Origin of the sequence: Xanthomonas rydalmerensis, from assembly GCF_033170385.1 — a bacterium.
Classification (GTDB): Bacteria; Pseudomonadota; Gammaproteobacteria; order Xanthomonadales; family Xanthomonadaceae; genus Xanthomonas_A; species Xanthomonas_A rydalmerensis.
In genome coordinates, this window is the sequence record NZ_CP126170.1 from 228,717 (window position 1) to 253,812 (window position 25,096).

Annotated in this window: 26 protein-coding genes; 15 read left to right on the forward strand and 11 right to left on the reverse strand. The window is 70.1% G+C overall.

The window, feature by feature from the left end; genetic code table 11:
• Positions 1-12: 12 nt before the first annotated feature.
• The 5 genes from amt to QN245_RS00960 all read left to right on the forward strand — a co-directional run bounded on the left by amt (position 13) and on the right by QN245_RS00960 (position 5,796).
• Positions 13-1,452 (forward strand): ammonium transporter, encoded by a 1,440-nt coding sequence (gene amt, locus QN245_RS00940; RefSeq protein WP_317844304.1) that lies wholly within the window; start codon positions 13-15, stop codon positions 1,450-1,452.
• Between the two features lie 328 nt (positions 1,453-1,780).
• Positions 1,781-2,818, forward strand: coding sequence for a two-component system sensor histidine kinase NtrB (locus QN245_RS00945; protein ID WP_425612893.1), 1,038 nt, complete (start codon positions 1,781-1,783; stop codon positions 2,816-2,818).
• Between the two features lie 10 nt (positions 2,819-2,828).
• Entirely contained in the window at positions 2,829-4,259 is a 1,431-nt protein-coding gene (ntrC, locus tag QN245_RS00950) for a nitrogen regulation protein NR(I) (protein WP_317844305.1), read from the forward strand.
• Positions 4,260-4,514: 255 nt separating this feature from the next.
• The gene (locus QN245_RS00955) at positions 4,515-5,090 is read left to right on the forward strand and encodes a superoxide dismutase family protein (protein WP_317844306.1); all 576 of its coding nucleotides are present in this window, start codon (positions 4,515-4,517) and stop codon (positions 5,088-5,090) included.
• Between the two features lie 79 nt (positions 5,091-5,169).
• Entirely contained in the window at positions 5,170-5,796 is a 627-nt protein-coding gene (locus QN245_RS00960) for a superoxide dismutase family protein (RefSeq protein ID WP_317844307.1), read from the forward strand.
• A gap of 141 nt (positions 5,797-5,937) precedes the next feature.
• Here QN245_RS00960 and ybiA read toward each other — a convergent pair whose 3' ends face one another.
• The gene (gene ybiA, locus QN245_RS00965; protein WP_317844308.1) at positions 5,938-6,504 is read right to left on the reverse strand and encodes a riboflavin biosynthesis intermediates N-glycosidase; all 567 of its coding nucleotides are present in this window, start codon (positions 6,502-6,504) and stop codon (positions 5,938-5,940) included.
• A gap of 234 nt (positions 6,505-6,738) precedes the next feature.
• The gene (locus tag QN245_RS00970) at positions 6,739-7,626 is read right to left on the reverse strand and encodes a hypothetical protein (protein ID WP_160964676.1); all 888 of its coding nucleotides are present in this window, start codon (positions 7,624-7,626) and stop codon (positions 6,739-6,741) included.
• A 106-nt stretch (positions 7,627-7,732) separates the two neighbouring features.
• On the opposite strand from QN245_RS00970, the gene QN245_RS00975 reads away from it, so the two are divergent.
• Together QN245_RS00975 and QN245_RS00980 are read left to right on the forward strand one after the other, a co-directional pair.
• Positions 7,733-9,013 carry an acetyl-CoA C-acetyltransferase gene (locus tag QN245_RS00975; protein ID WP_317844309.1) on the forward strand — a complete coding sequence of 427 codons (1,281 nt, stop codon included), beginning with the start codon at positions 7,733-7,735 and terminating at the stop codon, positions 9,011-9,013.
• A 179-nt stretch (positions 9,014-9,192) separates the two neighbouring features.
• Complete coding sequence (locus tag QN245_RS00980) at positions 9,193-9,759, forward strand: hypothetical protein (RefSeq protein WP_184450203.1); 567 nt, start codon at positions 9,193-9,195, stop codon at positions 9,757-9,759.
• 431 nt (positions 9,760-10,190) lie between these two features.
• Here the strand turns inward: QN245_RS00980 and QN245_RS00985 are convergent, their stop codons facing one another.
• The 3 genes from QN245_RS00985 to QN245_RS00995 all read right to left on the reverse strand — a co-directional run bounded on the left by QN245_RS00985 (position 10,191) and on the right by QN245_RS00995 (position 13,322).
• Positions 10,191-11,459, reverse strand: a complete 1,269-nt coding sequence (locus QN245_RS00985) for a heme biosynthesis HemY N-terminal domain-containing protein (RefSeq protein WP_184450201.1) — start codon at positions 11,457-11,459, stop codon at positions 10,191-10,193.
• The gene (locus QN245_RS00990; RefSeq protein ID WP_317844310.1) at positions 11,456-12,436 is read right to left on the reverse strand and encodes a uroporphyrinogen-III C-methyltransferase; all 981 of its coding nucleotides are present in this window, start codon (positions 12,434-12,436) and stop codon (positions 11,456-11,458) included. Before QN245_RS00990 ends, QN245_RS00985 begins: the two co-directional genes overlap by 4 nt.
• Before the next feature lie 112 nt (positions 12,437-12,548).
• Entirely contained in the window at positions 12,549-13,322 is a 774-nt protein-coding gene (locus QN245_RS00995) for a uroporphyrinogen-III synthase (protein ID WP_317844311.1), read from the reverse strand.
• 42 nt (positions 13,323-13,364) lie between these two features.
• On the opposite strand from QN245_RS00995, the gene QN245_RS01000 reads away from it, so the two are divergent.
• The 5 genes from QN245_RS01000 to QN245_RS01020 all read left to right on the forward strand — a co-directional run bounded on the left by QN245_RS01000 (position 13,365) and on the right by QN245_RS01020 (position 16,434).
• Positions 13,365-13,835: a YiiD C-terminal domain-containing protein gene (locus QN245_RS01000; protein WP_317844312.1), complete on the forward strand. Its 471-nt coding sequence runs from the start codon at positions 13,365-13,367 to the stop codon at positions 13,833-13,835.
• Between the two features lie 43 nt (positions 13,836-13,878).
• Positions 13,879-14,298: a hypothetical protein gene (locus QN245_RS01005; RefSeq protein WP_317844313.1), complete on the forward strand. Its 420-nt coding sequence runs from the start codon at positions 13,879-13,881 to the stop codon at positions 14,296-14,298.
• A gap of 53 nt (positions 14,299-14,351) precedes the next feature.
• Positions 14,352-14,786 (forward strand): rhodanese-like domain-containing protein, encoded by a 435-nt coding sequence (locus QN245_RS01010; protein ID WP_019797227.1) that lies wholly within the window; start codon positions 14,352-14,354, stop codon positions 14,784-14,786.
• An 85-nt stretch (positions 14,787-14,871) separates the two neighbouring features.
• Complete coding sequence (gene secB, locus QN245_RS01015; RefSeq protein ID WP_017907745.1) at positions 14,872-15,390, forward strand: protein-export chaperone SecB; 519 nt, start codon at positions 14,872-14,874, stop codon at positions 15,388-15,390.
• 18 nt (positions 15,391-15,408) lie between these two features.
• Entirely contained in the window at positions 15,409-16,434 is a 1,026-nt protein-coding gene (locus QN245_RS01020) for an NAD(P)H-dependent glycerol-3-phosphate dehydrogenase (protein ID WP_317844314.1), read from the forward strand.
• A 179-nt stretch (positions 16,435-16,613) separates the two neighbouring features.
• Here QN245_RS01020 and QN245_RS01025 read toward each other — a convergent pair whose 3' ends face one another.
• On the reverse strand, positions 16,614-17,186 hold the full coding sequence (locus QN245_RS01025; protein WP_048490709.1) for an OmpO family porin: 573 nt from the start codon (positions 17,184-17,186) through the stop codon (positions 16,614-16,616).
• 249 nt (positions 17,187-17,435) lie between these two features.
• Positions 17,436-17,978 (reverse strand): TetR/AcrR family transcriptional regulator, encoded by a 543-nt coding sequence (locus tag QN245_RS01030; protein ID WP_317844315.1) that lies wholly within the window; start codon positions 17,976-17,978, stop codon positions 17,436-17,438.
• A 148-nt stretch (positions 17,979-18,126) separates the two neighbouring features.
• Between QN245_RS01030 and QN245_RS01035 the strand changes: the two genes are divergently transcribed.
• Positions 18,127-18,816 carry a DUF1349 domain-containing protein gene (locus QN245_RS01035; protein ID WP_317844316.1) on the forward strand — a complete coding sequence of 230 codons (690 nt, stop codon included), beginning with the start codon at positions 18,127-18,129 and terminating at the stop codon, positions 18,814-18,816.
• Positions 18,817-18,840: 24 nt separating this feature from the next.
• Here QN245_RS01035 and QN245_RS01040 read toward each other — a convergent pair whose 3' ends face one another.
• From QN245_RS01040 to QN245_RS01055, 4 genes are all read right to left on the reverse strand, one after another.
• Positions 18,841-19,248, reverse strand: coding sequence for a DUF2000 family protein (locus QN245_RS01040; RefSeq protein ID WP_317844317.1), 408 nt, complete (start codon positions 19,246-19,248; stop codon positions 18,841-18,843).
• Between the two features lie 56 nt (positions 19,249-19,304).
• Positions 19,305-20,162: an AraC family transcriptional regulator gene (locus tag QN245_RS01045; protein WP_317845424.1), complete on the reverse strand. Its 858-nt coding sequence runs from the start codon at positions 20,160-20,162 to the stop codon at positions 19,305-19,307.
• Between the two features lie 187 nt (positions 20,163-20,349).
• On the reverse strand, positions 20,350-20,829 hold the full coding sequence (gene trmL / locus QN245_RS01050) for a tRNA (uridine(34)/cytosine(34)/5-carboxymethylaminomethyluridine(34)-2'-O)-methyltransferase TrmL (protein ID WP_317844319.1): 480 nt from the start codon (positions 20,827-20,829) through the stop codon (positions 20,350-20,352).
• Between the two features lie 41 nt (positions 20,830-20,870).
• The gene (locus QN245_RS01055) at positions 20,871-21,347 is read right to left on the reverse strand and encodes a hypothetical protein (RefSeq protein ID WP_317844320.1); all 477 of its coding nucleotides are present in this window, start codon (positions 21,345-21,347) and stop codon (positions 20,871-20,873) included.
• Positions 21,348-21,757: 410 nt separating this feature from the next.
• Between QN245_RS01055 and QN245_RS01060 the strand changes: the two genes are divergently transcribed.
• The gene (locus tag QN245_RS01060) at positions 21,758-24,634 is read left to right on the forward strand and encodes a M16 family metallopeptidase (RefSeq protein ID WP_317844321.1); all 2,877 of its coding nucleotides are present in this window, start codon (positions 21,758-21,760) and stop codon (positions 24,632-24,634) included.
• A 121-nt stretch (positions 24,635-24,755) separates the two neighbouring features.
• The gene (locus QN245_RS01065) at positions 24,756-25,073 is read left to right on the forward strand and encodes a DUF4156 domain-containing protein (RefSeq protein WP_017907737.1); all 318 of its coding nucleotides are present in this window, start codon (positions 24,756-24,758) and stop codon (positions 25,071-25,073) included.
• Positions 25,074-25,096: the final 23 nt, after the last annotated feature.

Here is a 25,096-nt window from a genome sequence, read left to right on the forward strand (position 1 = left end):
TTGGAGCCCTTCATGAAGACAGGTCTGTTCGCCGGGTGGAAGGCCCGGTTCTACGCGGTATGCATGCTGATGCTGGTCAGCGCGATGGCGGTCGGCGTGCCCGGCAACGCCTTCGCCCAGGCCGAAGTCAGCCCGGCGCCGACGCCGGATGTGGTCACCGAACAACTGACGCCGCCGCCCGCGCCGGCCGCCGCGCCGGCACCGGTTGCGGCCGCGCCGGTGGTGGACAAGGGCGACGTCGCCTGGATGCTCACGTCCACGCTGCTGGTGCTGCTGATGGTGGTGCCCGGCCTGGCGTTGTTCTACGGCGGCATGGTCCGCGCCAAGAACGTGCTGTCGGTGCTGATCCAGGTCGGCGTGGTGTTCTCTCTGATCGCGGTGCTGTGGGTGGTGTACGGCTATAGCCTGGCGTTCGCCGACGGCGGTCCGTTCATCGGCACGCTGCACAAGGCGCTGCTCGCCGGCGTCGACACCACCACGCTGGCCGACACCTTCTCCAAGGGCTTCAAGCTGCCGGAGTACGTGTTCGTCGCCTTCCAGCTGACCTTCGCCGGCATCACCGGCGCGCTGATCGTCGGCGCCTTCGCCGAGCGGGTGAAGTTCGCCGCGGTGCTGCTGTTCGTGGTCATCTGGTTCACCTTCGGCTATCTGCCGCTGGCGCACATGGTGTGGTCGGCCCCGGGCTTCCTGTTCGGCAAGGGCGCGCTGGATTTCGCCGGCGGCACCGTGGTCCACATCAACGCCGGCGTGGCCGGCCTGGTCGGTTCCTACTTCGTCGGCAAGCGCCTGGGCTTCGGCCACACCGCGCTGAAGCCGCACAACGTGACGCTGACCTTCGTCGGCGCCTCGCTGCTGTGGGTGGGCTGGTTCGGCTTCAACGCCGGCTCGGCGCTGGAAGCCAACGCCACCGCGGCGCTGGCCTTCCTCAACACCCTGCTGGCCACCGCCGCGGCGGTGCTGGCGTGGTCGCTGACGGAGAAGGTGGTCAAGGGCAAGTCCTCGGCGCTGGGCGTGGCCTCGGGCATGGTCGCCGGCCTGGTCGGCATCACCCCGGCCGCCGGCACCGTGGGGCCGTTCGGCGCCATCGCGATCGGCGTGGCCGCCGGCGTGATCTGCGTGTGGGGCGTGACCGGGCTGAAGAAGCTGCTCAATGCCGACGACACCCTGGACGTGTTCGGCGTGCACGGCGTCGGCGGCATCGTCGGCGCGATCCTCACCGGCGTGTTCACCGACAAGGCGCTGGGCGGCATGGGCTACGCCGAGGGCGTGACCATGGGCCATCAGGTGCTGGTGCAGGCCGAAGGCGTGCTGATCACCGTCGGCTGGATCGGCGTGGTCTCGGTGGTCGGCTTCCTGATCGCCAAGCTGGTGATCGGCCTGCGCGTGCCGGAAGACGCCGAGCGCGAGGGTCTGGACATCACCTCGCATGGCGAATCGGCCTACGAGTCCTGAGGTTCGCCGGCCCGCGACGGCGGTCGCGGGCCTTGTCGCAGTGCGTGCGGCCGGCCCTGGCGGCCGGCCCTCGCAACCGCGGCCTTCGCCGGCGCTTCCTGGGGGGAAGCGCCGGCCATTCTCCAGCGATCGAGGTATTCCGCGTGGCCATTTGCCTCGCCACAGCCCCCTGTTGTCGCAAAACCGCTCTCTGCGGCGCGGTCCAAGGCCGAGCAGTACCGCCAGCCGGCGCGGGAGCGTCCATACGCCGCGCCGTCCGCATGGACAGGGTGCGCGCCATGCGCCGCTCGCCCGTGCCGCCTGCCAGGCTTTGCACTACATTGGTGCAATGGCCATGAACATCACGCCGCCCCCTCTTTCCGCGCTTGGCACTCCGGTGGTCTGGGCCGATACCGACGGCCGCCTGCGCGGCGCCAATCCCGCCTTCGCACGCTGGCTCGGGGTCAGCGTGCGGCGCCTGCTCGACCAGCCGCTGGCCTCGCTGGAAGTGCAGGGCGATGCGCTGGCGCGGTTTCTGCGCAACGACGAACGCGACGTGCTGCGCCTGCATCGCATGGCCCTGGCCGTGCCCGGCGAGCCCCCACGCTTCGCCGAGGGCTGGCTGTCGCGGCTGGACGATGGCGGCTGGCTGTTGGAAGCGCATCCGGTCGACGAATTCCCCACGCTGGATCCGGCGCAGGCCCTGCCGAACGCGCTCAGCGCGGCGCTCAAGGGCCTGGCCCACGAACTGCGCAATCCGCTGGCCGGGCTCAAGGGGGCGGCGCAATTGCTGGCACGCCGCGCCCAGCACCGCGACGAGGACGAGCGCGAACTGATCGAGCTGATCGGCGCCGAGATCGAGCGCCTCAACAGCCTGCTCGACCAGTTGCTGTCGCCGGCGCCGGCGCGGCCGCACGCCATGCTCAACATCCATGCGGTGCTGGAACGGGTGCTGCGCCTGGCCGAGAACGAAGGCGGCTGGTCGGTGCGCCTGCAGCGCGACTACGACCCCAGCATCCCCGAATTCCTGGGCGATGCCGACCGCCTCACCCAGGCGGTGTGGAACCTGGTGCGCAACGCGATCCAGGCCGGCGCCGCCCAGGTCACCCTGCGCACCCGCGTCGAGCACGGCCAGCGCATCCGCGACCGCGTGCATGCGCGCGGCCTGCGCCTGGAGATCGTCGACGACGGCCGCGGCGTGCCCGAGGAACTGGCCGAACACCTGTTCCTGCCGCTGGTCAGCGGCCGCGCCGAGGGCAGCGGCCTGGGCCTGGCGCTGGCCCAGCAGGTGGCGCGCGAGCATGCCGGCTCGCTGACCTACCGCTCCCGCCCCGGCCACACCGTGTTCACCCTGCTGCTGCCGCAGCGCGCAGCGGACACCGATTAGGAGCACTGCGATGACCGATTCCCTGCAAGGAACGCAACGTATCTGGGTGGTCGACGACGACCGTTCGGTGCGCTTCGTGTTGTCCACCGCGCTGCGCGACGCCGGCTACAGCGTCGACGGCTTCGACAGCGCCGCCGCCGCGCTGCAGGCGCTGGCGCAGCGGCCCATGCCCGACCTGCTGTTCACCGACGTGCGCATGCCCGGCGACGATGGCCTGGTGCTGCTGGACAAGCTCAAGGCCGCGCATCCGCAACTGCCGGTGATCGTCATGTCCGCCTACACCGACGTGGCCAGCACCGCCGGCGCGTTCCGCGGCGGCGCCCACGAGTTCCTGTCCAAGCCGTTCGACCTGGACGATGCGGTGGCGCTGGCCGCGCGTGCGCTGCCCGATGCCGGCAGTGCCATCGCCGCGACGCCGGCGGTGGTGCCGGCCGGGCAGGGCAGCGCCGAACTGATCGGCGACACCCCGGCGATGCGCGCGCTGTTCCGCGCGATCGGCCGGCTGGCGCAGGCGCCGCTGTCGGTGCTGATCAACGGCGAGACCGGCACCGGCAAGGAACTGGTCGCGCATGCCCTGCACACCGAGTCGCCGCGCGCGCGCAAGCCGTTCGTCGCGCTCAACACCGCCGCGATTCCGGCCGAACTGCTGGAGAGCGAACTGTTCGGCCACGAGGCCGGCGCCTTCACCGGCGCCCAGCGCCGCCACATCGGCCGTTTCGAGCAGGCCGACGGCGGCACCCTGTTCCTCGACGAGATCGGCGACATGCCGTTGCCGCTGCAGACCCGGCTGCTTCGCGTGCTGGCCGAGAACGAATTCTTCCGCGTCGGCGGACGCGAACTGATCCGGGTCGATGTGCGGGTCATTGCCGCCACCCACCAGGACCTGGAGGCGCTGGTCGAACAGGGCCGCTTCCGCGCCGACCTGTTGCACCGCCTGGACGTGGTGCGGTTGCAGTTGCCGCCGTTGCGCGAGCGCCGCGCCGACGTGCCGCAACTGGCCGAGAACTTCCTGGCGATGGCCGCGCGCAAGCTCGACACCCCGCCCAAGCGGCTGGCGCCGGCGGCGCTGGACGCGCTGCGCGCCTATCCCTGGCCGGGCAACGTGCGCGAACTGGAGAACGTGTGCTGGCGCCTGGCCGCGCTGGCGCCGGCGGAGATCATCGATGCCGGCGATGTCGAGGCCGCCCTGCTGCGCGGCGGCCGCCGCGAGCGCAGCGGCGACGGCGGCGAGTGGGACGCGCAGCTGTCGGCCTGGGCGCAGCAGCGCCTGTCCGACGGCGCCGAGGGCCTGCATGCCGAAGCCCGCGAACGCTTCGACAAGGCGCTGCTGGAAGTGGCGCTGCGCTTCACCCAGGGCCGCCGCGCCGAGGCCGCCGCCCGCCTGGGCGTGGGCCGCAACACCGTCACCCGCAAGTTGGGGCCTGGGCGGCGCCGGCGCTGAGGATCGGGATTGGAGATTGGGGGATTGGGGATTCGCAACGGCGACGTCCCGTGCCCGGACGGGTGGCCTCCCTCTGCGTGGAACGCTTGCTGCGGCATGGCGTGACAGGGCAGTGCACCGAGCTGCATGGCGCCCGCTTTTGCGAATCCCCAATCCCCAATTCCCAATCCCGCCGATTAGACTGCGCCCCGTGCGCCTTCATGAGGTCTGCACGGCTGCCCCTCTAGTTTCGCCCTGACACAGGAGTCGATGTCGATGCGTTATGGATTGCCCCTCGCCGCGAGCGCCTTGTTGATGCTGGCCGCGTGCAGCAGCGCGCCGCCCAAGGCGCCGCCACCGCCGCCCAAGGCGCCGCCGTTGCCCAGCGCCGGTACGGTGCAGCAGGCGCAGGCTGTGCTGGCGCCTGCCTCCGGCAGCCTGGTCAGCGGCAAGCTGTCGCTGGTCGCGGCCCCGGGTGGCGTGCGCATCACCGGCACGCTCGGCGGCCTGCAGCCCAACCGCAGCTTCGCCTTCCATGTGCACGAGCGCGGCGATTGCAGCGCGGCCGATGCCAGCAGCGCCGGCGGCCACTTCAATCCGCTCGGGGCACCGCATGGCCGCGCCGGCAACGGCCCGCACCACGCCGGCGACATGGACAACCTCAACGCCAATGCCGATGGCACCGCGCAGATCGACGTGCTGCTGCATGGCGTGGTGCTCGGCGGGGGCGTGGCCAACGACATCGTCGGCCGCGCACTGGTGGCGCATGCCGATCCGGACGATTACCGCAGCCAACCGGCCGGCAACGCCGGCGCACGCGTGGCCTGCGGCGTGATTCGCCCGCTGCGCTGACATCGCTTCGATACTGCCGCCCGGGTCCGCCTGGGAGGTCCGTCCGCATCCTGCGGCTCTGCAACGAAGGAGAACCCCCGTGCGTCGTACCCTTCCCAGTCTGTTGTTCCTGGCCACCACCCTGGCGCTGAGCGCCTGCAAGCGCGAAGAGCCGGCAACCACGCCGGCGGCGACCCCCGAACCTGCCGCTGCGCCCGCGGCGAGTGCACCGCCGGCCGCTCCCAACGCCAGCGGCAGCGCCAGCGCCTCGCTCAGCCCGACCCAGGGCAACGAAGTGGCCGGCGAGGTCAAGTTCACCACCGTCGACGGCGCCGTGCACGTCACCGGCACCATCACCGGGCTCAAGCCCAACAGCGAGCACGGCTTCCACATCCACGAGTTCGGCGATTGCAGCGCGCCCGACGGCAGCAGCGCCGGCGGCCACTTCAATCCGGCCAAGACCGAGCACGGCCAGGTCGGCAGCGATCCGCACCACGGCGGCGACATGCCGAACCTCAAGGCCGATGCCGAGGGCAAGGCGACCATCGATGCGGCGGTGTCCAACAACGTCAACATCGGCAAGGGCGACGGCTTCGACATCCTCAACCACGCGGTGATCGTCCACGCCGACCCGGACGACTACAAGAGCCAGCCCACCGGCAATGCCGGCGGCCGTTTGGCCTGCGGCGTGATCAAGGGCGACGCCGCGGCCGCGCCGGCGCAGTAAGCAGCCGCTGGATGGTCACGATGCCGGCGTCCGCGTGTGCGGGCGCCGGTGTCCCCGGGTATTGGATGTCGACCTGCCTCAACGCCGCTGGGCAATCGGCGGCGCGGCGGGCCGCGTCTTGGTGATGCAGCAGCGCCGCGATCAGTGATGACCTGATTCCGCCAGCTGCTGGCGGACCTGCATCAGGGCGAAGCCCAGCAGATTCTCGCCCTGCCACGTCCTCGGGTCGGCTGCGCGCGGGTCGTCCGCGGCCAGGCCGATGCCCCAGATCCGGTCGACCGGGCTGGCTTCGACCAACACGTGATCCCCGGTCCCGAACAGGAAGGCTTTCAGCGCCGCATGCTGGCCGAACTTGCCCAGGTTGCCCTCGATTACCAACTGCATGCGGGCGTCGCGCCAGGTCGGTTCATCGAAACCGTGGATCTCCCGCCCGATCGCCTTGGCTTCCTTTGGATGGGATGCGGCCAGAATGCGGGCGCAGGCTGCGTGATCGCCGAATAGCCGCGCCTTCCCGGCCATCATGTAGTGCTCGGCCGTCGGGTAGGACACCGAATCGAGCACGAAGGGCGCCTCGAACCATTGACTGAAGCAACTGCTGTCGATGGCGCCGGCCTGCTTCGGCGTGTGCCCCCAGAAGTAGACGAACGTGAGGTGTTCGCCCGCCTGCTGGCGTGCGCACAGCGCTTCCACGGTCAGTACGTTGTGCATGGATGTTCTCGCTAAGAATCAAGCACGGGTATACCGCGACAACGCCGCGGTGCTCAGACAATGCCGCGGATGATGCGACACGCCGATGTCCGCCCACATCTGGCCATGTCGCCATGTCGGTCCTGTAGCCGGACCGGGATCGTCGTGTCGACGTAGCGCGTGTCCGCTCGAAGGGCAGGTCGGTCCGCGTACTCCGGCCGGGCGGTGCACGTCCCGGCGCCATGCCAACGCGGCTCAGGCCGCCAACAGCGCCTGCTTCGCGTCCTGCCCGCTCTCGCAGTGCACGTACAGCACGGGCAGGCCGTGGGCCTCCAGCACCGCGGCCAGTTGCCGCTGCCGGGCCAGATACTGCTCGTAGACCCGTTGCAGGCGTTCGCAATCCTGGCGGTCGTAGGCGTAGTGCGCGCACCAGCTGGCCGGATCGAACAGGGCCATGCGCACCTCGCCGCCGCGGTAGCGCAGCAGCGGCTCGGGCGGGGCCTGCAGCCATTCTTCCTGGTCCGGCGCCAGCAGTGCGGTCTCGATCAGCGGCCACAGCGGCGCCAGGCCCTGGTTGTCGTACTGCATCGACATCATCGCCGCCAGGTCGTTGCCGGTCAGGTAGCGGGCGTGCTCGACCTGCGCGCCAAAGCCCTGCTGCGCCAGCAGCGCGGTGTCGGCCTGGGCCATGCCCTGCGCCAGCAGCACCTCCTCCAGCGCCGCGGCCACCGCCTGCACGGTGTCGTCGGGGCCGCTGAGCAGGAAGGGCACGATCCGCAGCGCGCCGCCGCGCAGACCGGCGTCGGCCTGGAATGGCAGCGGCACACTGCCGTCGGCATCGGTGCCGAAGGCCAGCAGGCGCGGGCCATCGGCGCGGCCTGGCGCACGAGCGCTGAGTTCTTCCAGGCGCCGGTGCAGCGGCCAGCCCGGTCGCAATGCTTCGGCCGGGTCGAAATGCGCGCCGGCCAGGCTCAGCTCCAGATCGCGCACCGCCGGCACCAGCTGCGCCAGGTCGCGGCCGACCTTCTCGGCCAGTTCGGCGGCCTGGGTGTGCGGCAGCGCCGGATGCGCCGGTTCGCGCCCGGAGGACAATTCCAGGGCGATGACCCCGCGGGCATGGCTGTTGGCGAAGGCTTCGGTCATGGGGATTGGCGGTTGGCCCGTCGCGGGCGCATAGCTACACTCGCTTCATTATGCCTGCGCTAACGTGCAGGCCATGTCCCCGACTCCCCTCGCGCGAGGTAATCCCATGCCAGCAGCCCGTCCCGTCGCCATTCTCGGCGGCGTCCGCATTCCGTTTTGCCGGCAGAACACGGCGTATGCGGATGTCGGGAACCTCGGCATGTCGGTGCGCACGCTGGGCGCGCTGGTCGAGCGTTACGGCTTGCATGGGCAGCAGCTGGGCGAAGTGGCGATGGGTGCGGTGATCAAGCACTCCAGCGACTGGAACCTGGGCCGCGAGGCCGCGCTGTCCTCCGGGCTGTCGCCGCTGACCCCGGGCATCACCCTGCAGCGCGCCTGCGGCACCAGCCTGGACAGCATCATCACCGTGGCCAACAAGATCGCGCTGGGGCAGATCGAGTCGGGCATCGGCGGCGGCTCGGACACCACCTCCGAAGTGCCGATCGTCTACGGCAAGAAGCTGCGCGCGCGGCTGCTGGCGGCCAACCGCGCCAAGAGCGCCGGCGACAAGCTGCGCGCGCTGACCCGCGGCTTCAAGTTCGCCGAGCTCAAGCCCGAGTTCCCCGGGGTGGCCGAGCCGCGCACCGGCAAGAGCATGGGCGACCACTGCCAGGACATGGCCAAGCAGTGGAACATCTCCCGCGATTCGCAGGACGCCTGGGCGGTGTCCTCGCACCACAAGCTGGCCGCCGCCTACGAGAGCGGCTTCTTCGCCGACCTGATCGCGCCGTTCCGCGGCGTGGAGCGCGACAACATCCTGCGCGCGGACACCTCGCTGGAGAAGCTGGCCACGCTGAAGCCGGCGTTCGACAAGGTCAGCGGCCGCGGCACCCTGACCGCGGCCAATTCGACCCCGCTGACCGACGGTGCCGCCGCGGTGCTGCTGGCCTCGGAAGAATGGGCGCAGGCGCATGGCCACGTGCCGATGGCCTATCTGCGCGATGCGCAGGTGTCGGCCGTGGATTTCGTGCACGGCGAAGGCCTGCTGATGGCCCCGACCGTGGCCGTGCCGGAGATGCTCAAGCGCCATGGCCTGCGCCTGCAGGACTTCGACATCTACGAGATCCATGAAGCTTTTGCCGCGCAGGTGCTGTGCACGTTGCGCGCCTGGGAGAGCGAGGATTACTGCCGCACCCGGCTTGGCCTGGACGCGCCGCTGGGGCAGATCGACCCTGCCAAGATCAATCCGGTGGGCTCGTCGCTGGCCACTGGCCACCCTTTTGCCGCCACCGGCGCGCGCATCGTCGCCACCGTCGCCAAGCAGTTGGTCGAACGCGGCGGTGGCCGCGCGCTGATCTCGATCTGCACCGCCGGCGGCATGGGCGTGGTGGCGATCGTCGAACGCTGAGCGCGTCCGCGGGCCGTGCGTGAGCATGCGCCCGTGCTCGTCCCACGCGCCGGTCTCGGCCGCCGGCCACTCCTGACGCCGTCCGATCGAAGGCGCTCATGGCGTGCATCGGCCGCGCTACCATGCCCGCCGATTCGTCCGCGCCACGCGGGCGACACGGCGCGCAGGGGGCGCAGGCCATGACCGAGCAGGGCAGTTTCAATCCATACCAGGCGCCAAGCGTCGCCACCTCGTCCAGCCTGCCGCCGCTGCCGGGCGAGACGCTATGGCGCGACGGCAACGAGCTGCTGTGCCTGCGCGACGCGCCGTTCCCTCCGCATTGCGTGAAGTGCGGGGTGGCGCTACGCAACGACGAGCTGAAGAAGCGCACCTTCTACTGGCACGCGCCAGGCTGGTACGCACTGATCCTGGTGAGCATCCTGGTCTATGCGATCGCGGCGTTGGTCGCGCGCAAGCGCAGCAGCCACGTGCTGGGGATGTGCGCAGAGCATCGCCGCCGGCGCAACCGGTTCATCCTGTTGAGCGCCGCTGCCTTCCTAGTGGGTCCGGTGCTGGGATTCGCCGTCGGCGACGAGGGCGGGTTCTGGCTGGGAGGCGCCGTGTTCCTGGTGATGCTGATCTGGGGCATGTTCGGCGCACGCATCCTGGTTCCACGGCGCATGGACGAGCGCTATGCGCGCTACAAGGGCCTGGCACCCGCGTTCCTGGCGCGCCTGCCGGCACTGCCGCCGGCCTTGCGGCGCTGAGCGAGCGGACGCGGGCAGTCGGCCGGTCCCATCGGGTGCTATACGGCTCCTGGCCCGGATGATCGAGGCGCGGCGGCCATGGCCACACGCCGTTAACCTTGCATCCTGCCGCGCTCCTGGGGTCGTTGCAGTTGCGCGTCGGTCCCGGAGCGATGCGATGCGGGTGTGCCGCCGCGTCTGGTGGCATCCAGCATGCGTTTTCGCCAGCGACCAGCAGGACGCGCCGGGGGTCTTGTAGGAGCGGCTTCAGCCGCGACGGGCTCTACCAGGAACGCCCGTCGCGCCAAGCAGCACACCGCATGCTGCTTGAGTGTGGCGAAGCAGGTGATCAGGGACGCCCTGTCGCCACGGCGGGCATTCCAGATCGTGCGCCTCGCGGCTGATCCCGAAGAGACGAGCGCACCGCTCCTACGCTAGCGGTCGTACCGGACTCAGCCTTCCAGCCGCGGGAACCCATGGTCGTCGCGGCGTTCCGTGCTGTCCGGATCCGCCGCGATCGGGGTCACCAGGGCGACCGGCTCGGGCAACGCCAGCGCGGGTTCGCCGCGCTGCACGCGCAGCGCATTGGCGTAGCAGCGCTGCGCCGCGAGCATGTCGCCGGCGTCGGCATAGCCGTCGCCGAACACTTCCCATGCTTCGGCACCGGCGCCGAGCGCCAGCGCGCGATGCAGGAATTCCTCGGCCTGCGGCCACTGCTGCTGGTGGCGGGCCAGGCGCGCCAGGGTCAGCAGCAGCGCCGGACTCTCGGGATGCGCCTGCAGCCAGCGCTGCGCACTGGCGCGACGCGAATCGTACTTCTCCACCGGCAGGCGTCCGTACAGCGCGGCCAGGCCTTCGTCCCAGCGCGTGTCCAGCGCCTGCTCCAGGCTGCGCAGTGCCGCATCGTCCCAGCGCAGCGCCGCCGCGCGCACCGCATAGGCGGCGACCACCGCCGGCTCGCTGCGCAGCGACTTGGGCAGGCTTTCCCAGCGCTCGGCCAGGGCATTGGCGTCGCCGGCCTGGTCCAGCGAGGCCGCGGCCAGACGCGTTTCCAGCGTGGCGATCGCCTCCAGCGGCAAGGCCTGCTGCTGGCGGATCGCGCCGAGCTGGCCGTAGGCCTCGCCGGCGCGGCCGATGCGGGTCAGCGCCTCGGTGCGCAGCAACAGCCCGCGCGGCGGCAGCGGCTGTGCCGCGGCCACGTCCAGCGCATTGATCGCATCGACCGGACGCTGTTGCTCCAGGTGCAGTTCGGCCTGCAACAGTGCATGCGCGGCGGCATCGCGTTCGCCCAGGCGCCGCAGATGGCGCTCGGTCGCCTCGCGGTCGCCACGCGCATCGGCCGCGCGCACCGCGGCAATCAGGGCGATGGCGGTCACCTCCGGGTCCTCGGCGGCAGCGTTGAGTTGCTTCTCGGCCCGCGTCCACTGGCCGGCGTGGGCGGCGGCCAGGCCATCGAGCAGACGTGCGCGCGACTGCTTGCGGCGGCGCCGACCCCAGGCGCGGAACGGAAAGCTGAGCACGTTCCACACCAGCCACAGCGCCAGGAACGCGATCACCAGCAGCAGCGAGGCCTGTGGGAGCGAGGCGATGTAATCGGTGCCGCCGACGCGCACGATCACCTCGCCCAACTGGCGCACCTGGTCCTGCCCCAGCCATTGCGCACCGATCACGCCCAGCGCGATGACGATCAACAGCACGATCAGGGAACGGAGGGATTTCATGACGGGCTCCTTGCGTCGCGCATCGCGCGCAACTGCTGCAGGGTGGTTCCCAGTTCGGGAATGGTCGGGCGCAGATCGGCGTTGGCCAGAGTGCGCAGCGCGGCGCGGCGTTCGCGCAGTTGCGGCGACTCCGGCCACAGCCGCGACAGCCAGCGCCCGGCGCCGGCCAGTGCGCTGCGATAGCCGCGCGTGTCGCCGCGTTCCAGCGCCGCGCGCGCCAGGGTCAGGTCCAGCTGCAGCGCATCGTGGGCAGCAACTCGCTCCGAGCTGGCGACCAACACGCCGCCCTGCGAGGGGCGGATCTTCACCAGCGGCGCCAGCACGCGCTGCCACAGCGGCTGTTGTGCGTTTTCCGGCAATTGCGTCGGCAGGGCGGCGAGGCTGGCAGAGAAGGCATCCAGTTGCGCCGCCAGGCGCGCCTGCGGCCCATCGCCCAGCGCGTCCAGGGCGGTGCGTTCCTGCAGCAGCGCCTGGCGCAGGTTGAGGAATTGCGGATCGTCGATGCCGTCCAGCACACCGCTGGCCAGGGCGTAGGCGCGGCGCGCACCGGCCGCATCGCCGGCCAGCAGCAGCCGCTGCTGGCCCTGGTTGAGCAGCAACTCGACCTCGTCCAGGCGCAGCGCCTGCGCACCGTGGCGGTTGGAATCGGCGAGCTTGGCGACATTGGCCTCCAGCAGCGCGCTGCGCTGGCTCAGGCCGAGCATCTCATCGCGCAGCACGCGGTTGGTGCTGGCAGCGTCCTGCAACCGCTGCACGGTGGCGCGCTGGTCGCGGCGCAGGCTGTCCTGGGCCTGCTGCAAGGCCTGCAGTTGCTGCTGCAGGTCCGATTGCTGGGCCAGTTCGCGCGCGCTGCGCGCCTGCCACCAGTCCCAGCCACGCCAGCCGGCGAACGCCAACGCGGCCAGCGTGGCGAGTACCAGCAGCAACCAGATCCAGCGTGTGGAACGGCGAGGCGTGATCGGGATTTCGTCGGTCATCGGCAGCGTCCTGAGGGCCGTCGCCCGTCGCGAGCAAGGCGGCGGTCGGCGCGGCACCGCCGGAGCATGGCGTGATCGGCACCGCGGCCGCAACCCGGGCGCAGGTCCGCGTTCAGCGAGGTGGCAAGCGCGTTACGATCGCCGCCGCGGCGGCCACCATTTGCTCCGGCATCGGGCCGGCCGCCTGCGCGACGTCGACGAATCCCAGGTCCGCCGCCAGGGTCGCCAGGCGCGCGCTGGCCGCGACCACCGGCCGCGTGCGCCAGGCCTGCGCCAGGTCCTCGGGCAACTGCGCCAGCACCTGTTGCAGCGCCTCGCCGCTGCTCAAGGCCAGCACCCCGGGCGGTGCCGCACGCAGGCGGGCCAGGTCGGCCGGGCGCAGTTGCACCGGTTCGCGGACATAGACGTCGGCGCGCAGCAGCGGGGTGCCGCGCGCCTGCAGGTGCGCGGCGATCAGGCCGCGCCCGCCGGGGGCGGTGATCAGTCCCACCGGCAGGTCGCGCGCGGCCAGTGCCGGCAGCGCCAGCAGGCCGTCGCTGTCCATCCGCGCCGGCGTCGCCACCTCGGCGATGCCGTGCTCGTGCAACGCGCGCGCCGTGCCTGCGCCCACCGCCAGCCAGCACTGGCCTGGACGTGCCGCCAGCGGCTGCAGCGCCGCTGCCGCGCGCACCGCCGCCGGGCTGCTGACGATGACCCGCGGCGCGTCCAGCGCCGTGGCCAGGGCCGCACGGGTGGCGGGATCGGCGCGCGGCCGCAGCCGCCACGGCGACACCGCCAGCACGCGTCCGCCGCAGCGCGCCGCGGCGCGTCGCAGCGGTGCGTGCTCGCCCTGCGGGCGCAGCGAGATCAGGGTCCAGGCCGGGGCGGCGGTTGCATGCGCGCTCATGCCAGGCATTATGCGAGCCCCCACCGGCAGCACAATCGCACCATGGCAGCGGATCTTTCCTTCGAGGCGTTCCTGCAGCAGTTGCAACGGCAGTTCCAGGCCATGCCGCCGGTGGCCGCGCTGCAGGTCGCCGTGCACGGCTATGCCGACCAGCGCCTGCAGCTGGTCGCACCGCTGACGGCCAACATCAACGACAAGGGCAACGCCTTCGGCGGCAGCTTGGGCTCGGTGATGACCCTGGCCGGCTGGGGACTGGTCAACTGCGAACTGCACCGCGCCGGCCTGCAGGCCGACGTCTATGTCGCCGACAGCCAGGTGCGCTATCTGGCGCCGCTGTACGCCGATCTGCACGCCCAGGCCACTGCCGACCCCGAGGGCGACTGGGACGTGTTCGTGAACACCTTCCGACAGCGCGGCCGTGCCCGCATCGGCATCCAGGCCCAGGTCGGTGTCCCCGGCGAGGCGGCGGCAGCGACCCTGAGCGGTCGCTTCGTGGCCATCGCCAAGGGGTAGGATGCGCGGATCGCGCGCCCCGCGCGCCGCCCTGGACGCCACCATGCCTTCGATGTTCCGCGCGCTCGCGCTGCTGTTGCTGCTGGGCTGGACCGGCGCGGCCGTGGCCGGCAGCCGCGCGCAACAGCGCAAGCTCGACGACCTGCAGACCGCTTACGCCGCCGCGGTCCGCTGGAGCGAGTTCGAAACCGCCTGGCAGGTCGTGGATCCGGCCTACCGCCAGGCGCATCCGCTGACCGACCTGCAATTGGAGCGCTACCGGCAGATCCAGGTCTCCTCCTACAAGGTCGGCGGCGCCGCGGTGGGCGACGGCGAGGCGCTGCGCGAGATCGAACTGGGCGTGATCAACCGCAATACCCAGGCCGAACGCGTCGTCCGCTACCGCGAGCGCTGGCGCTGGGATCCCGAGGCCAAGACCTGGTGGCTGCAGGACGGCCTGCCGGACCTGTGGAACGGCCAGTAGCGCGGTCGCCGAGCTGTGCGACAATCGGCGCCCGCTTCCCGCCCCCGAGTCCCGTGAACTTCGAAGAACTGCTGGCCTTCGCTGGCCGCAACCCGATGCTGGCCCTGGCCCTGGTGGGCCTCACCATCGCCCTGATCGTCACCGAAGTGGCGCGCCTGTTCCGTGGCTACAAGAGCCTGCGGCCGGCCGAGCTGACCCGCCTGATCAACGCCGGCAACGCGGTGCTGGTCGACCTGTCGGCCTCGGCCGATTTCGAGAAGGGTCACATTGCCGGCAGCCGCAATGCCACCGCCAGCCAGTTCGGCCCCGAGCACAAGCTGGTGGCCAACGCCAAGGCGCAGCCGGTGGTCTTGGTCTGCCGCACCGGCACCACTGCCGACGGCGCCGCCAAGCAGTTGAAGAAGGCCGGCTTCGAGCAGGTCTACGTGCTGGAGGGCGGCATCGCCGCCTGGCAGCAGGCCGAGCTGCCGCTGGTCAAGGGCCGCTGAGACCGCGTCCGGCCGGACCCGAGGGTCGCGGCCGGCGTGTGATAATCCCGTTTCTTTCTGTCACCGAATCCACCGGAGTCACGCAATGTCCGACCTCACCAACAACGGCGCCGCGGCGCCGGCCGACGCCGCGGCCGGCCCCGCTTTCACCATCGAGAAGATCTACGTCAAGGACGTGTCCTTCGAGTCCCCCAACGCGCCGTCGGTGTTCAACGACAACGCCCAGCCGGAACTGCAGCTCAACCTCAACCAGCGCGTGCAGCAGCTGAACGAGCAGGCCTTCGAAGTCGTGCTGGCCGTGACCCTGACCTGCACCGCCGGCGGCAAGACCGCCTACGTGGCCGAAGTGCAGCAGGCCGGCGTGTTCGGCCTGGTCGGCCTGGACCCGCAGGCGGTGGACGTGCTGCTCGGCACCCAGTGCCCGAGCATCCTGTTCCCGTACGTGCGTTCGCTGGTCAGCGACCTGATCCAGGCCGGCGGCTTCCCGCCGTTCTTCCTGCAGCCGATCAACTTCGAGGCCCTGTACGCCGAGACCCTGCGCCAGCGTGCGCAGCAGGGCGAGGGTCAGTCGCTGGCCGATTCGGAGCCGGCCGGCAACGCCTGAGCGCGTTCGCCGTTGCGCATGCGCGATAACGCCAAGAAGAAGATCGCCGTCCTCGGCGCCGGCTCCTGGGGCACGGCGCTGGCGTCGCTCACCGCGCGGCACGGGTATCCGACCGTGCTGTGGGGCCGCGATGCCGTGGTCGCCGAGGCCATCGGGCAGCGCCACGAAAACCCGCGCTATCTGCCGGGGATCGCGCTGCCGGAGGGCCTGCAGGCCACCACCGACCTGGCGGCGGCCATCGACGGCGCCGACTGGATCCTGGTCGTAGTGCCGTCGCATGCGTTCACCGAGACCCTGCGCCAGCTGGCGCCGCTGCGCCCGTCACAAGCCGGCGTGGCCTGGGCGACCAAGGGCTTCGAGCCCGGATCGGGGCGTTTCCTGCACGAAGTGGCGCAGGAGATCCTCGGCGAGGCGGTGCCGCTGGCGGTGGTCACCGGCCCGTCCTTCGCCAAGGAAGTGGCCCTGGACCTGCCGACGGCGGTGACCGTGCACGGCGATGCCGCGTTCGCGCAGCAGGTCGCCGACGCGATGCACGGCCCGACCTTCCGCGCCTACACCGGCGACGACATGGTCGGCGCCGAGCTGGGTGGGGCGATGAAGAACGTGCTGGCGGTGGCCACCGGCGTGGCCGACGGCATGGAGCTGGGCCTCAACGCCCGTGCCGGCCTGATCACCCGTGGCCTCAACGAGATGCTGCGGCTGGCCGCGGCGATCGGCGCCAAGCCGGAGACCCTGATGGGCCTGGCCGGACTCGGCGACCTGGTGCTCACCTGTACCGGCGACCTGTCGCGCAACCGCCGGCTGGGTCTGGCGCTGGGGCGTGGGCAGCCGCTGCAGGAGGCGGTGCGTGCGATCGGGCAGGTGGTCGAGTCGGTGCAGACCGCCGACGAGGTGATGCGCCAGGCCGAGCGCCACGGCATCGATCTGCCGATCTCCAATGCGGTGCGCGCGGTCCTGCACGGCGAACTGACCCCGGCGGTCGGCCTGCAGCAGTTGCTGGCGCGCGAACAGAAGCCCGAGTACCCGACCACCCTGTTCAGTTGATCCGGCCCACTGCCGGAAACGAAAACGCCCGGCCTGGCCGGGCGTTTGCGTATCTGCACGCCAGCGCGTAATGGACGACGGCCGGATCGACAGGCAAAAAAAAGCCCGGTCGTGGGACCGGGCTTTCCGAACCGCGCGCGGCGGGAGAGAGAGACGACGCGCGCAGCGCTAGGCAACGCTTACCAGCTGAAGCGCGGGCCGACGAACCATTCCTTGTCGCCGTTGCGGTCCATCTTCAGGTCGGCGCTCAGGCCCCAGTTCTGGTTCAGCTTGGCCTGGGCACCCAGACGGCCGTAGAACTCGCCTTCCGGATTGATGCCGTCCTTCTTCAGGTAGTCCTCGTAACCACCCAGGACATAGACTTCCAGGTACGGGTTGAACGCGGTGCGGATACCCGCTTCGGCGCTCCAGCCGTTGAACTTGGTGCCGTATTCCGGGGCGAAACGGTTGTAGGCCACGCGGGTCACCAGGTCGGTGCTGGTCGCGATCTCGTGGTTGTAGCCGGCGCCGACGCGCCACTGGTCGACGCGCACGTCGCCGAAGTCGGTCTTCTGGCGGTTGAAGTCGCCGAACACGCTGAAGTTCGGGTGGAACGCGTAGGAACCCTTCACCGCCCAACCGTCGGCGTCGCCGCCGTTGGCGTCGGTCTTGACGTAGCCGGCTTCGGCGTAGTTGTAGGAAAGGCCTTCGGCAGCCGAAGCGGCGAACGGCAGGGTGGCCAGGAGGCCGAGAGCAAGCAGAGAGGTCTTCATAATCGGGTACCTTCGTTATTAGGTTTGTCGGCGCTGAGGCGTGGGGCCGTTCGCTGCCGATATGTAAATTATCCGTTAGCGACCCGAACTCGCCCTGAATCCCAAACTAACTAGTGCATAAATTAAACGCCCCGTTCAGGCGGGTGAGGTGCATTGTTTGGGCGGGCATCCGGTTCTTTCAGAACAACGAAGTCCTGATTCGGGCGTGCCATCGCCGGCTGCGACGCGCTTCGCTCGCGCGATCACTCTTTACAGCGCGGCGAGCTTCTCGATCGCATCGTGCACCCGCCGTCTGTCCATGTGCACGACCGAGCGGTGGATCGTCGCGCCTTCGATGAAGGCGTCGATGGCGGCGGATGCCGTAGCGGAGAAATGCGTTTCCAGGGCCGCCCGGCTCCTGGCCATCCACTGCTGCATGATCGCGGTCATCTCCGGATGCCGGCGGGCGAAGGCATACAGTTCGTAGCTCAGCAGCAGCACGCGCGGGGACGCCGTGCCCTCGGCGAAGATGATGTTCACCACCGCCTCGCAAGCCTGCGCGTGGTTCTGCGCGGTGCGGATTTCGGCGGCGAAGTCGGTGGACACCTCCTGGGAGAAACGGGTGAACGCGGCCACCAGCAGCGCGTGCATCGAGCCGAAGTAATACGTGGTGGCGCTGAGCGGAACGCCGGCTTCCTCGGCGACCTTGCGGAACGTGGTGCCTGCGACGCCGTGCTCCAGGATCACCCGCAGCGCGGCCTGCTCGATCGCTTCCTTCCGGTGCGGATCCTGGCGCCAGGTCCTGCCGCTCATGCCTGTCCAACGCTGTTTCGACGAAGGCCGATGATCGCAGTTCGCGGTTGACACCTCAATTGGTACGGATGTACAAATTCGCCGATGAGGTCGACGAAGGCCATCGCAGCGATGGCGCCTCCGAAACAGCAACGTGAGGAGCACAGCGATGGCGAATTCCGGGGAGCGGGACGTGGATATCGGCCGCCGGGCGACCCTGGGCGGCCTCGCCGCCGGTGGCGTCGTGCTGGCCACCGGGGCACGCGCGGTGGCGCCTTCCGGTTGGGAGGCGGGCACCTGGCTCAATGCACCGAAGGTCCATCGGATCCTGCCCGACGGCGTGCTCGAGGTCGTCACCGCCAAGGGCAGCGACTTCTGGCGCGAAACCCACTACGGGTTCACCCGCGACAGCGGGCACTTTCTCGGCATCGCCGCGCCCGCGCGCTTCACCTGCCAGCTCCGCGTCCGCGGAAAATTCGAGCAACTCTACGATCAGGCCGGCCTCATGGTCCGGGTCGACGAGCGGCGTTGGGTGAAGGCCGGTATCGAATTGAGCGATGGGCGCCCGATGCTCAGCAGCGTGTTGACCGACGGCCGCTCGGACTGGGCCACCGGCCCGTACGAAGCGGACGCCTCGGACTTCTGGATGCGCGCCACGGTGGACAAGGGGGTGCTGCGCCTGCAGGTCTCGCGCGACGCGAAGTACTGGCCGCTGGTGCGGTTGTGTCCGTTCCCGGTTGCGTCCTCTTACCTCGTCGGCCCGATGACCTGCACGCCGGAGCGCGAGGGATTGATCGTCCGCTTCTCCGACTGGAGCCTGGGACCGGTGCTGGGCAAGGATCTGCACGATCTCTCCTGACGCCTCGCCTGCGCCAGCGCGCGTCTAACGATGCAGTGCAAGGCCCTTGGTGGCTTTTTCGATGGCCTTCTTGGGTCCGCGCAGGCCGAGCCCCACCAGGTTCAGAGCGACAGGATCTTCCGCCGCGAACGCCTGGCGATTGGCCGCGTCATGGCCGGTCGAGAACATGGCGAAGACATACGGCAGCACGGTGATCTCGCGGGCCAACCCCACCCGGTGCGCGGCCCGAAGCCCGTCGAGATCGGCTTCGAACACCAGCATCGGCTGGCCGAGCAGGCAGCCGTAGCGATGGCCGTTGGCATCGATGTAAGGGTCGCCCATGGCGTCGGGGGCGGCCGCGGCGACGCCCGTCGCCAGGAAGGCGGCGACGTTCAGGCGCTGCCACATCGCCAGGTCGTTGCGGACGATGATGGCCACTTTGGTGTCGAACATGTGCAACTCCGCAGTCTGGATGACGCGGCCATGGTCCGAGTTGCCGCCGCCGCGTTCTAGAACGTCTGTGCAGCACCGCCGGCACATTGCCGCTGGTACGCGGCCGGTGTGAGCCGGTAGGCGCGCTTGAACCAGCGGCCCAGATGGCTCTGATCGGCGAATCCGACCTTGAGCGCCACGTCCGCCGGTTCCTGTCCATCCGCCAGCAGGGCACGGGCAACGCGCAGGCGCAGCCGGATCAGGTAGGCATGCGGCGAGAGGCCGAACGTGCGCTGGAATTGCCGGGTGAGGCGGAACCGATCCAGGTCGGCGTGGTCGGCAAGCTCATCGAGGCTGACGTCGCGTTCCATCTGCGCGTGCAGAAAATCCCTGGCGCGCGCCACCGTTGGCGTGGACGCGCACGGGCGCTGCGCCTCGGCCGACAGTTGCGGAGACAGCAGACGCATCATGCGGTCCAGGCTCTGGTCCCGCGCCAGCCGGCCTTCGCGTTGATGGATCGCGAGGAAGGCCTGGCATATTGCCGCGCTCAGCGCCGCGTCGTCGGCCAGGGTCGTGCGGAACGCCGGATGGAGCGCGGACATGTCCTCCTGGCCGAGGCGTTGCAGTGCGCTGGCCACCCAGCGCTGAGGCAGGTAGAGCATCGCGTAGGTGAAACCGTCCTCGGCGGGCGCATGTCCGTCGTGGACCGCGCCAGGCTCGATGAGGATCGCGCGCCCGGGCGTGCTGGTGTGCAGCGAACGATGGCAACGGAAGCGCTGCAGGCCCTGCAGGGTCACGCCGACCAGCACTTCGTCGTGATCGTGCGGATCGTAGGCATGCCCACGGAAATGCGCATGCACGCTTTCGATGCCGGTCTCCCGGTCGCGGCGGATCCTGACCCAGTCACTGGCGTCGGGTTGGGTGTTCGATGCCATTCGCGAAACCTGATGGGGCACGACGGGCGGCGTTCTCGCTGGATGCAGAGGATGCGCCGAGATCCAGTGTAGGAACGGAGCGTCATGGGCTTCAAGCTGGACGCGGCGCGATCGGGAGGAAGAGGCTACGGATGTTTTCGCTGCCCCTGGATCGAAGCATCTTCGCTTCCGGGCGCGTGCCCTACGCTCAGTCGGCGCCGGGAAATTCCAGTTGTCGCCAGGCCTCGAACACCACCACGGCCACCGCGTTGGACAGGTTGAGGCTGCGGTTGTGCGGCTGCATCGGCAGGCGCAGGCGCTGCGCGTCGGGCACTTGTTCCAGCACGGCGTCCGGCAGGCCGCGGGTTTCCGGGCCGAACAGGAAGGCGTCGCCGTCGGCGAAGGCGGGTGTGTCGTAGCGGGTGCTGCTGCGGGTGCTCAGGGCGAACAGGCGGCGCGGGGCGATGGCCTGCAGGGCCGCTTCCAGCGATGCGTGGACCTGCAGTCGTGCGTATTCGTGGTAGTCCAGGCCGGCGCGCTTGAGCTGGCGGTCGCCGAGGTCGAAGCCCAGCGGCTCGATCAGGTGCAGTTGCGCGCCGGTATTGGCGCAGAGGCGGATGACGTTGCCCGTGTTGGGCGGAATCTCGGGATGGTACAGCAGAACGTGCAGCGTTGGGGTCGCGATCATCGGCGAAGTGTACGCGCCGGCGTGGAGGGCTTGGTGCGGGTTCAGCGCACCAGGCCGACCGCCAGGTCCTGGCCCAGCTTCTGCAGGCTCGGCTGCAACTGCAGCATCGCGGTGTCCAGCGTGTCGCCGACCACGTCGCCGATCGCCAGCATGCTGCCCATGTCCGCATCCGGGCGCACCTGCACGGTGGCCAGGGTCACCACGCGCTGGCCGGCGGCCTGTTGCATGTCGCGTTCGGCCAGCTGGTCTGCCGACGGGCGCACCTGCACCGCGGCGAGAGTGGCGATGCGGCTGGACAGCTCGGCCTCGCGCTGGGCGATCTGCTCGGCGGAGGGACGCACTTGCACCGCCGCCAGGGTGGCGATGCCGCTGGCCTGTTCGATGGTGTGCTGGGCGATCTGGTCGGCCGACGGGCGCACCTGCACGGCATCCAGGGTGGCGATCCGCGTGGCGGCGAAGGACGGCGCGGCGAACAGGGCGGCGATGGCGGCGGTCAGGAGCAGGGTGGTGGTTTTCATGGCGGGCCTCGTTGGTGTTGTTGATCAGTGGTGTGGTAGTAATGTAGTACACCTAATCAGGGGCTGCAAGAGCTTTTTTGCTTTCCGCAGTTTCATTAAGCTTTCGTTCACTTGCTGATGGCATCTGTTGCGTTCGAGGATATGTACGCAGGCTGCGTGCCAACTCCAAGTAACTGTATTTGCAAGGGAATTGATTCCAGTAAAGTGTCCGCCGGCGGACACCCGGGCGCTCGCGTACGCCGGACGCGGACACTGCGGCACCTTCCGTGGCGGCAGCCGCCCCGCTTGGTGCGGTTGCGACGTCGTCGAAGAAGGACGTCAGCGACAACGGCGGAATACGCGCAGGGCGGTACGCCCGGTACGATCGGCGTTCACCGGCTGTTTACTGGCCCCAAGGAAGAAGGATCCGCATGACCGTCTCGACCCGCCCGCGTGGCGCCCTGCTGGCCGTCGCCCTGTCCGCCGCACTCGGCGCACTGAGCTACGCGCCGCCCTCGACGGCGGCAAGGTCCGCCGCCGCCACGTCGGTGGATATCGCCTACGAGCAATTCACCCTGCCGAACGGGCTGCGAGTGGTGGTGCATACCGATCGCAAGGCGCCGATCGTGGCGGTCAACCTCTGGTATCACGTGGGCGCCAAGGACGAGCCGGCCGGGCGCACCGGCTTCGCGCATCTGTTCGAGCACCTGATGTTCCAGGGCAGCGAGAACCACCACGGCGAGTTCTTCGAGCCGTTCAAGCAGGTCGGCGTCACCGACCAGAACGGCACCACCAACAGCGATCGCACCAATTACTTCGAGAACGTGCCGACCACTGCGCTGGACATGGCGCTGTGGATGGAGTCGGACCGCATGGGCCACCTGCTCGGCGCCATCGACCAGGCCGCGCTGGACGAACAGCGCGGCGTGGTGCAGAACGAGAAGCGCCAGGGCGAAAACCAGCCGTACGGCCAGGCCTGGAGCCGGCTGAGCCGCGCGCTGTACCCGGCCGGCCACCCGTACCACCACACCGTCATCGGCTCGATGAACGACCTCAACGCGGCCTCGCTGGCCGACGTGAAGCAGTGGTTCCGCACCTGGTACGGGCCCAACAACGCGGTGCTGGTGCTGGCCGGCGACATCGACGTGGCTACGGCCAAGGAAAAGGTGACGCGCTACTTCGGCGATATTCCGGCCGGCCCGACCATGGCCCAGCCCAAGGTCGACGTCGCCCAGCGCAGCCAGTCCACCCGCGAGACCATGACCGACAAGGTGCCGCAGACGCGGATCTACCGCGTCTGGAACGTGGCCCAGACCGGCACCGAGGATGTCGACCGCCTGCAACTGTTGGCGCAGGTGCTGGGCGGCGCGAAGTCCTCGCGGCTGGACCGGCGCCTGGTCCACGAGGACAAGCTGGTCGACCAGATCAGTGCCTCGGTATGGCCGTCGCAGCTCGGTTCCGGCTTCGGCATCATCGCCATGGTCAAGCAGGGCGTGGACCCGGCCAAGGTCGAGGCGGCGATCGACGAGGAAGTGCGTCGGCTGCTGGACAAGGGGCCGGACAAGGCCGAACTGGCGCGCGCCAAGACCGCCTTCCGTGCCGGCTTCATCCGCGGCGTCGAGCGCATCGGCGGCTTCGGCGGCAAGGCCGACGTGCTGGCCGAGTGCGCGGTGTACACCGGCGACCCCGGCTGCTTCCGCACCTCGCTGGCCACCATCGCCTCCACCCGCTCGCGCGACCTGACCGCGGTCGGCCGCAAGTGGCTGGGCAAGGGCGACTACACCTTGCTGGTCCAGCCGGGCGAGCGCGTGGCCCTGGCCGAGGAGCCGACCGTGCAACCGGCGCCGTTGAACCCGCCGCCGGCCGATCCCAAGTACCGCGTCCTGCCCAGCGTGGTCGACCGCAGCGCCGGCCCGCCCAAGACCACCCAGTTCCCGCAGCTGAAGTTCCCGGCGCTGCAGCGCGCCACGCTGAAGAACGGCAGCACGGTGATCCTGGCCGAGCGCCACGACGTGCCGGTGGTGCAGTTCAGCTACGAGTTCCGCGGCGGCTACAGTGCCGACCAGGGGCGCAAGCCGGGGACGGCCAGTTTCGCCATGGGCATGCTCGACGAGGGCGCCGGCGAGCGCGATGCGCTGGCGTTCGCCGATGCGGCGGATGCCCTGGGCGCGTCGCTGTCCGCCGGCGCCTCGCTGGACGGCAGCAACGCCTATCTGTCGGCGCTGAAGGAAAACCTGGCGCCGTCGCTGGCGCTGTATGCGGACATGCTGCGGCGGCCGCGCTTCGCGCCGAACGAGATCGAGCGGATCCGCGCCAGCTGGATCGCCGGCATCCGCCAGGAGAAGGCCCAGCCCAACGGCATGGCGATGCGGGTGCTGCCGCCGCTGCTGTACGGTGCCGGCCATCCGTATGCGATCCCGTTCAGCGGCACCGGCACCGAGGCGGCGATCGCGGCCCTGCAGCGCGAGGATCTGGTCGACTTCCACCGCGACTGGGTGCGTCCGGAGAACGCCACCGTGATCGTGGTCGGCGACACCACCCTGGGCGAGATCGTGCCGCTGCTGGACGCGCAGTTCGGCGACTGGAAGGGCGAGGGCCAGGCGCCGTCGGTGCCGGCCGCGGCCAGCGTGGCGCGCCCGGCCAAGCCGCGCGTGTACCTGATCGACCAGCCCGGCGCGGTGCAGGCCAACCTATTCGCATCGGAACTGGTGCCGCCGACCACCGATCCGGCGGCGGTTCGCTTCGACATGGCCAACGGCGTGATCGGCGGCGACTTCACCTCGCGCCTGAACATGAACCTGCGCGAGAACAAGCATTGGTCCTACGGCGCGCGCAGCGGCGCGGCCAGCGCGCTCGGCCAGCGGCCGTGGACCGCCTCGGCGCCGGTACAGATCGACAAGACCGCGCCGGCGCTGCAGGAGATGTCCAAGGAGATCAGCACCTTCGCCAACGGCAAGGCGCCGCCGACGGCGGAAGAGGTGGCGCGCATCCGCAACATCCAGACCCTGAGCCTGCCCGGTGCCTACGAGACCGCCAGCGCGGTGATGGGTGCGATCGGCGGCATCGTCCGCTACGGCCGCCCCGACGACTACGTGTTCAGGCGCAAGGCCGAGATCGAGACGATGACCCCGGCGCAGGTGCGCGAGGCGGCGTCGATGCTCGATCCGAACAGCCTGACCTGGGTGGTGGTGGGCGACCTGAAGCAGATCGAGGCGCCGGTGCGCGCGCTGAAGCTGGGCGAGGTCACGGTGATCGATGCCGACGGGGTGCCGCAGGGCGGCGCGGCGGCGGCCCCGGCGCCACGCTGATCTGGGCGGGCGCGCGTCGGCGATGGCTGGCGCGCGCTGTGGCCGGGTGTGCGCCGGCGTTGTCATGGCGGATTCAGCGTTTTGCGGCACAATCCGGATTCACCTGCCAACGGGCTTGTCCATGCGTCTACCGATCGCTTTCGTCCTGCTCGCCACGCTCGCCGGCTGCACCTGGGTCCCGATGGCGCCAGAGGGCAAGGGCGTGCGGGTCCTGCCCCCGGGGCAGGCGGCCAGCGGCTGCGAGAAGCGCGGTGAGGTGGTGGTGTCGGTGAAGAGCAGCGTCGGCTTCTACCAGCGCAACCCGCTGCGGGTGCGCGAGGAGCTGGAGACCCTGGCCCGCAACGAGGCGCCCGGCGTGGGTGCCAACACTGTGCAGGCCATGGGCGACCCGGTCGACGGCGACCAGCGCTTCACCGCCTACCAGTGTGGCGGTCGCTGAACCGCTCAGACCATACGCTTTTC

Excerpts from the sequence above, each read along its gene's own strand:
- QN245_RS00985 (WP_184450201.1), bottom strand. The coding sequence starts at position 11,459 with ATGAAATCCCTCCGTTCCCTGATCGTGCTGTTGATCGTCATCGCGCTG.
- QN245_RS00970 (WP_160964676.1), bottom strand. The coding sequence starts at position 7,626 with ATGACCGAAGCCTTCGCCAACAGCCATGCCCGCGGGGTCATCGCCCTG.
- QN245_RS00945 (WP_425612893.1), top strand. The coding sequence starts at position 1,781 with ATGGCCATGAACATCACGCCGCCCCCTCTTTCCGCGCTTGGCACTCCG.
- QN245_RS01020 (WP_317844314.1), top strand. The coding sequence starts at position 15,409 with ATGCGCGATAACGCCAAGAAGAAGATCGCCGTCCTCGGCGCCGGCTCC.
- secB (WP_017907745.1), top strand. The coding sequence starts at position 14,872 with ATGTCCGACCTCACCAACAACGGCGCCGCGGCGCCGGCCGACGCCGCG.
- QN245_RS01065 (WP_017907737.1), top strand. The coding sequence starts at position 24,756 with ATGCGTCTACCGATCGCTTTCGTCCTGCTCGCCACGCTCGCCGGCTGC.
- trmL (WP_317844319.1), bottom strand. The coding sequence starts at position 20,829 with ATGATCGCGACCCCAACGCTGCACGTTCTGCTGTACCATCCCGAGATT.
- ybiA (WP_317844308.1), bottom strand. The coding sequence starts at position 6,504 with ATGCACAACGTACTGACCGTGGAAGCGCTGTGCGCACGCCAGCAGGCG.
- QN245_RS00990 (WP_317844310.1), bottom strand. The coding sequence starts at position 12,436 with ATGACCGACGAAATCCCGATCACGCCTCGCCGTTCCACACGCTGGATC.
- QN245_RS01060 (WP_317844321.1), top strand. The coding sequence starts at position 21,758 with ATGACCGTCTCGACCCGCCCGCGTGGCGCCCTGCTGGCCGTCGCCCTG.
- QN245_RS00995 (WP_317844311.1), bottom strand. The coding sequence starts at position 13,322 with ATGAGCGCGCATGCAACCGCCGCCCCGGCCTGGACCCTGATCTCGCTG.
- QN245_RS00980 (WP_184450203.1), top strand. The coding sequence starts at position 9,193 with ATGACCGAGCAGGGCAGTTTCAATCCATACCAGGCGCCAAGCGTCGCC.
- amt (WP_317844304.1), top strand. The coding sequence starts at position 13 with ATGAAGACAGGTCTGTTCGCCGGGTGGAAGGCCCGGTTCTACGCGGTA.
- QN245_RS01040 (WP_317844317.1), bottom strand. The coding sequence starts at position 19,248 with ATGTTCGACACCAAAGTGGCCATCATCGTCCGCAACGACCTGGCGATG.
- QN245_RS01030 (WP_317844315.1), bottom strand. The coding sequence starts at position 17,978 with ATGAGCGGCAGGACCTGGCGCCAGGATCCGCACCGGAAGGAAGCGATC.
- QN245_RS00975 (WP_317844309.1), top strand. The coding sequence starts at position 7,733 with ATGCCAGCAGCCCGTCCCGTCGCCATTCTCGGCGGCGTCCGCATTCCG.
- QN245_RS00955 (WP_317844306.1), top strand. The coding sequence starts at position 4,515 with ATGCGTTATGGATTGCCCCTCGCCGCGAGCGCCTTGTTGATGCTGGCC.
- QN245_RS01055 (WP_317844320.1), bottom strand. The coding sequence starts at position 21,347 with ATGAAAACCACCACCCTGCTCCTGACCGCCGCCATCGCCGCCCTGTTC.
- QN245_RS01045 (WP_317845424.1), bottom strand. The coding sequence starts at position 20,162 with ATGGCATCGAACACCCAACCCGACGCCAGTGACTGGGTCAGGATCCGC.
- QN245_RS01000 (WP_317844312.1), top strand. The coding sequence starts at position 13,365 with ATGGCAGCGGATCTTTCCTTCGAGGCGTTCCTGCAGCAGTTGCAACGG.
- ntrC (WP_317844305.1), top strand. The coding sequence starts at position 2,829 with ATGACCGATTCCCTGCAAGGAACGCAACGTATCTGGGTGGTCGACGAC.
- QN245_RS01035 (WP_317844316.1), top strand. The coding sequence starts at position 18,127 with ATGGCGAATTCCGGGGAGCGGGACGTGGATATCGGCCGCCGGGCGACC.
- QN245_RS01005 (WP_317844313.1), top strand. The coding sequence starts at position 13,879 with ATGCCTTCGATGTTCCGCGCGCTCGCGCTGCTGTTGCTGCTGGGCTGG.
- QN245_RS01025 (WP_048490709.1), bottom strand. The coding sequence starts at position 17,186 with ATGAAGACCTCTCTGCTTGCTCTCGGCCTCCTGGCCACCCTGCCGTTC.